The organism is Kamptonema animale CS-326 (assembly GCF_028330895.1).
Classification (GTDB): domain Bacteria; phylum Cyanobacteriota; class Cyanobacteriia; order Cyanobacteriales; family Microcoleaceae; genus Kamptonema; species Kamptonema formosum.
Map to the genome: position 1 here is coordinate 1 of NZ_JAQMUA010000058.1, position 5,529 is coordinate 5,529.

At 43.0% G+C, this 5,529-nt stretch carries 8 protein-coding genes and 1 pseudogene; 3 read left to right on the top strand and 6 right to left on the bottom strand.

From position 1 onward, the window contains the following. Both PN499_RS03405 and PN499_RS03410 read left to right on the top strand, forming a co-directional pair. Nucleotides 1–956: pseudogene (locus PN499_RS03405) on the top strand (DUF1565 domain-containing protein); the annotation flags it as partial. 362 nt (nucleotides 957–1,318) lie between these two features. Then, complete coding sequence (locus PN499_RS03410; protein ID WP_272030279.1) at nucleotides 1,319–1,789, top strand: FHA domain-containing protein; 471 nt, start codon at nucleotides 1,319–1,321, stop codon at nucleotides 1,787–1,789. A gap of 152 nt (nucleotides 1,790–1,941) precedes the next feature. Here the strand turns inward: PN499_RS03410 and PN499_RS03415 are convergent, their stop codons facing one another. Next, nucleotides 1,942–2,658, bottom strand: coding sequence for a M15 family metallopeptidase (locus PN499_RS03415; RefSeq protein WP_272030280.1), 717 nt, complete (start codon nucleotides 2,656–2,658; stop codon nucleotides 1,942–1,944). Nucleotides 2,659–2,820: 162 nt separating this feature from the next. Further along, on the bottom strand, nucleotides 2,821–3,462 hold the full coding sequence (locus PN499_RS03420; RefSeq protein ID WP_272030281.1) for a type I restriction endonuclease: 642 nt from the start codon (nucleotides 3,460–3,462) through the stop codon (nucleotides 2,821–2,823). 92 nt (nucleotides 3,463–3,554) lie between these two features. On the opposite strand from PN499_RS03420, the gene PN499_RS03425 reads away from it, so the two are divergent. Then, entirely contained in the window at nucleotides 3,555–3,842 is a 288-nt protein-coding gene (locus PN499_RS03425) for a DUF3349 domain-containing protein (RefSeq protein ID WP_272030283.1), read from the top strand. Here PN499_RS03425 and PN499_RS03430 read toward each other — a convergent pair. From PN499_RS03430 to PN499_RS03445, 4 genes are all read right to left on the bottom strand, one after another. Further along, nucleotides 3,815–4,069 (bottom strand): DUF4926 domain-containing protein, encoded by a 255-nt coding sequence (locus tag PN499_RS03430; RefSeq protein ID WP_272030284.1) that lies wholly within the window; start codon nucleotides 4,067–4,069, stop codon nucleotides 3,815–3,817. The genes PN499_RS03425 and PN499_RS03430 overlap by 28 nt on opposite strands. 37 nt (nucleotides 4,070–4,106) lie before the next feature. Beyond that, the gene (locus PN499_RS03435; protein WP_272030285.1) at nucleotides 4,107–4,439 is read right to left on the bottom strand and encodes a DUF6883 domain-containing protein; all 333 of its coding nucleotides are present in this window, start codon (nucleotides 4,437–4,439) and stop codon (nucleotides 4,107–4,109) included. Then, the gene (locus PN499_RS03440) at nucleotides 4,420–4,659 is read right to left on the bottom strand and encodes a hypothetical protein (RefSeq protein ID WP_272030286.1); all 240 of its coding nucleotides are present in this window, start codon (nucleotides 4,657–4,659) and stop codon (nucleotides 4,420–4,422) included. Before PN499_RS03440 ends, PN499_RS03435 begins: the two co-directional genes overlap by 20 nt. A gap of 209 nt (nucleotides 4,660–4,868) precedes the next feature. Beyond that, nucleotides 4,869–5,529, bottom strand: a 661-nt coding sequence (locus PN499_RS03445) for a tetratricopeptide repeat protein (RefSeq protein ID WP_272030287.1), incomplete at its 5' end; no start/stop codon positions are given.

The window sequence follows — 5,529 nt, forward strand, 5'->3', positions numbered from 1 at the left end:
CGCTCCCAGACTTGGGCACTTCCGCAGAACCAGGGAGCAATGTGATCCGCAATAATGGCCGCTACGATGTGAACAGCACTGCGACTAGCGAAATTATTCCTGCTTACGGCAATCAATTAGTCAGTAACCGCACTGTTGGGCGGCTAGATATAGCGGGAACCTTTCGCCCCACGACGGCTATTTTGCCGCCGTTAAATCGCGACGATCGGCCAATTATTGGCCCTGTGGCGGATTCGCAACCAGTATACAATCCCCCAGCTCCAACTCCCAGAAATGATCCCAGGACTCCTCGGCCCTTGCCGATTCCTGTACCAACGGTGGGGAGCCAACCTACACCTTATCCTCGACCCTTACCGATTCCTGTACCAACCGTGGAGAGCCAACCTACACCCTCTCCTCGACCCTTGCCGACGGTATCGTTACCGCCAGTAGAAAATCGACCTGTACCCACTCCTCGGCCCTTGCCGATTCCCATACCCAGAGCTCCAGAGCGATCGCCCATTCCCGCAGGAGCAGTCGAAATTCCAGTACCGACTCCTGAAAATAGTTCTACATCCTTTCCTGTGACGAGAGATGCGATCGCTACTTCTAACGAAAATCTCACTCCCGTTTTCTCACAAGGTGTACTCCCTGTTCCCAGTTCCAGCATCCCCATCGGTAGCGGCGGTTATGTTCCCAGTGGTTTGGGAGGTAGCAATTCTTTGTCTGAGGGGGAGCAAAATTCCTTAAGTGCAAACGGGGCCGTTTTGGGTTTGCGCTATCGGGTAATAGTTCAGGCTCAGGGAGAACGGGAGCTGGGGAGAGTACGCGCGATCGCACCGGGTGCTTTTCGTACCTTTGTCAACGGGCAGTCAGTGATGCAAGCGGGGGCTTTTCGAGAGCGAGAAAAGGCTGAGGCACTATTACAAATGTTTGTAGCTAATGGTTTGAATGCCAGAATTGAGGAGATGAAATAATTCTGTTAACAGTTAACTGTTAACTGTTAACCGCTAACTGCCAATTCTGAAGTTAAATTGTCTAAATCCTTAAAGTAAAGGAATTTAACTAATTTTAATCTCACATTAAAATATTGCTCTGCAACAGATCCACTCGCTCTTTGACTTGCTGAAGAATCTGATAGGAAATCTCAATAGCACTCTGTATAAACTCAACATTAACAGTCCAGCGGCTCAGCAGTAACTTGACACTAACCTCTGTGGGGATTCATCATAGAATTAACTACCTTTACAAGGGCGTGCTATTCATCCTCCAGCTAGATTTTAAGTTCTACTGACAGGTATAGAGCGTCAATTGGATTGAAATATTATTAGGAACATCAGTGATTACGCTTACCCTGCTGCATCCTACCCAGTCTGTGCCGGTTCAAAGCTGGAGTTTTGAATCTGAATCCGTAGTTCGGATTGGTCGAGCCACCGATAATGATGTAATTATTTACAGTGCTGTGGTTTCTCGACACCATGTAGAGCTATGGAAAAATCCTTCTGGTTGGGAAATTATTAATTTTGGTGCGAATGGAACCTATGTAGACGATCGCGCGATCGCTCAAGTACCTTTGGTGGATGGGATGATGATTCGTTTGGGTAATTCGGGGCCGAAAATTCGAGTACGGATGGAAGTACCCAATCCAGAGATCAGAAGAAAAACACCTTTCTCTAGGCGATCTTCTGGTAGTTTGACTGCTGATGCTGCACAAAAGAGGGAGAGTTTGGTTTCCAGCCGTTCGTCGATTGAAAAGGAGGGGACGATTATTTATACTGATGAGGGATTTACTCAAACCGATTTTGAGTAAATTGGAGCGGGCGATCGCTTGACAATTCATCTTCAGCCTTTATAGTCCCATCTTCCGATTTATCTAGTAACTACTCGGCGTTTGCAACCGCGTCTGCACCCACAAAACTTGCACTTTGACAAGCTCAGCAAACGCCTGTGCTGGTTAAACTTTTAGTTGTTCGCGCGACCATATTTAGCAATAACTCGATCGCTATCATCCTCTTGATTAGTTAACCAAGCCCACATTTGATCGCCCAGAGAAAAATGCCACCACTCGTTAAAATGCTGTTTAAATCCTGCTCCAAACATCGCCTCTTTTAATAATTGCCGATTTTGATGATATTGTTGTTCTACGACACTATTACTATTAGCAAAATAATCGGGATAGGAACGGGGGGAAACTTCATCAATGGCCGAACCCATATCAATTGGCTGATGATTTTTATCTACTATTGTCACATCTAAGGCTGCACCTGTACTATGAGGTGGCGGTGTAGTTGGATCGAGGCTGGGAACGGCCCAAAATTGATAAACTTGTTCTAGGATATGTTGGCGTTTCTCTTCAGAAATGGGGAATTTATAGCCTTGAGCTTTGGCAATTTCTGTAAAAGTATAATCTACCATAAATTGTTGGACTTCTACGGGGCGATAAGCATCGAAGATCATAATTTTTAACTCTGGATGCTGTTGCTGAAGATAGGTTTGAGCAGTAATTAAGCTATTAAGAACGCCTTGGCGGAGGTAGTAAGGTGAATCTGCTTTGCTGGGGGGATAAGGTGCGCCTAATTTTTGGTAGGCGTGGGGGATTTCGATGGCAAATAGTTCTAAGGGAATGGGAACGAGGGGTTCGTTGCAATCGATTATTGGGATTTGTTGATAGGGTTTCATGGTACGATAATAAATCTAAATCGACCGTCCGGCAAGGGTTAAAACCCCTGCCTCAAAGCTCAAGTCCTCTGAAGAGGACTAATTAAGTTTAAAAGTCTTCTTCTCAGTCCTCTTCAGAGGACTTAAGCTATTAGCCAGGGACTTTAGTCCCTGGCTTTCGGATTAACAAGACTCACTGGCAATTCTTCCCAGACGTTTGAGAATTTGCAATACATCATACAGTTGATTGCGACGTGGGAGCAGGGAAAATACATTAGATAATTCATATTGGGGAAATTCCTTAATTTGTTGCTTGACAAAGATAAAATTTCCCCCATTTGTTACCATGCCAAAAACTGGTTTTTCTGGCTGAGGATTCGCTAACATATAAGCTAAGGTTTGCGGTAACGCAAGTTCTAAGGAAAAGCTGGTTTCTTTGGATTCTATGACTACAATCCACAGCTTTTCTTGCAGCACCAGTGCATCAATGCGTCCTCGATAAATTACATCGTTACTTTCTACTTGAATTTGTACAGTTGCTTCAGTTTGAAAGCGAAAGGGAGGGTCAAAGAATCCAGCTAAATCTAGGAGGGGGGATAGCACAATTAATTTAATTGTTTCTTCTCCCAGTTGACTATCGGAGAGTTGATAAAAGTATTTTTGCTGAATGGTATTGAGGGTTTGTTGTTCTTTTTCTGTTAGTTCGTCGTTAGTGTTTAACCATTCGGTAAAAAATTGGTCGTCTGTGCTGCGTTGCAGATGGAATTGGGTTTGCAGTTGACTGAATGTTTTGAGGGTGCGCTCGATTGGTAAGGTTTGGGTCATAATATATTTATTTGTACGCAGATACTTTAAATGCTAAATTTAGATTTTAGCGTATTTTGCCATCTTCCCTGCCGTTTAACAGGAAAATAACTATGCAAGCTGAAGTTACTATTGCACCTTATTTGTTGAGTACCTATAAGCTAATTGGACGTGCTTTTCCTAATGGAATTAACCAGGAAGATTATCTGCCGCTTTTGGCACTCCTTTACGAGCAAATGTCGGATCGAAATTTAGCAGAAGTTATCGCTTATTACACGGGAAAAGATTATTATATTGTTCTGAATGATGTCTATAGCGTGCAGTCTAGTGATGTGCCAATTTCCAAGGTAAAGGAACGTTTACTTGCTTGCGGTTATGATGATTGGTTGCAAGAAGAATAAGCTACGGCAATTTTTTTCCCTTCGCTTAATTCAATTTGATCTGCACCTACGGTAATAAAAATTTCGGCGCAATTTTCGGGAAGATTGAAGCCTTCTAAACTGTAGCCTTCTTCTCCACCATTGGAGCTAGAGTGATAATCTACGATAGTTGCTACATCCCCTTTTTTTAGGTTATACTCTGGGATGTCTTGGCGCAAAGCTACTTGGGTAAAAAGATTGAATTTCATCGCTAAATCTCCTTGTTATTTCCACTGATGGTAAATATTAAGCTTTTTTGTTTGGCACTAAGGTCACAAACCTGGTTTCTGGAGGATTAAAATTTACAATCCACCCTGTTATTACCTTTAAAGTAACTCCATTAGGGCCAGTGAGAGAACCAATAATATTATAGTTTATTCCCCATTCGGTTTGTTTGACTAAAATGGCTTCTAAGGGCAGGATTTGGGTTCGCAAGTCTTCTTCTAGCTTTTGCCAGTTATCAAGTTGATAACCAGCTTGAGCAAGAAATTGAGATTTGCCGTCTTTTTGTTTCCTGACTAGCAAATATTTCGTTAGCTTAGCTTCAGGAATGATGGCGTTAGGGCTTAAATAGGTCATACCGATCTATAGTTTGATAGTCTCCTGTTTGATAAGCAAGGCGAGCTTCCTCAATTTCTGCTTTTACCATTGGATCTGACTCTAACAAATCTTCCTCTAGTTGACCTATTTCTGACTCTAATATTTCCCAAAGTCTGCGTTTTTCATCAACTCCTAGTGAGGTAATCGCATCTACTAGGGATTGAAATGGGATCTGCAATCCTACAGTTGTTTGTGTCATATTTTTTCTTACCTTTAAGGCTGGATTTTTATTAATAAAGTGTACTAATATTAACCTGATTTTGCACAAAAGTCAAGACGATTAGATTTAAAATGGGATTTTCCCCTACCTCCTGAAGACCGAGCGAACCCATCGCGAAACCCAACGGGAAAAAATAGAAAATTAGTTGCCAATGTCGGCCTTTAGCTGTTGCCATTTCCTACTAAATTCTACCTCCGTTTTAATTGAGCGCGGAGCAATCGCCACAACATCAACGCTACAATCCAAACTAGGAAAAAGGGAAAGGCAACCAACCCTCCCAAAAATAACAAACCTAGTTGCCACTTACCTCGTTGTGCAAATCTTCCTATTGCTTTCATCCAGTTAGGATAAGGCATAGCATTAAGAGGTAGCTCTAGTTCTTGTAAGATTTGATTAGCTTGATATCCGGCGGCAAATCCTTCTTGAATTCTCCCAACTTGCTGATACAAAATAGCTAAAGCTTGAAGAGATAAAGCTTCACAGTGACGATTCTCGATTTCTTGTTCAATTGCTAAAGATTGTTCATGGTATTTTATCGCCTCTTGGTATTGCTTTAGACCCGCGTAGGCAATCCCCAAATTCCCATAAGCTCGTCCCTCCCCACCGCGATCACTAAGTTCTCTCGCTATTTGCAAGCGTTTCTGGTGATATTCAATCGCCAGGCGGTAGTCTCCCAGAGAATCGTAGGCAATGCCCAAATTCCCATAAGCTCCTCCCTCCCCATCGCGATCGCCAATTTCTCTGGCTATTTCCAACCATTTCTCGTGAAATTTAATGGCACGGGGGTAGTCTCCCAGGGATTGGTAGGCATTGCCCAAATTCCCATTAGCTCGTCCCTCCCCATTGCGA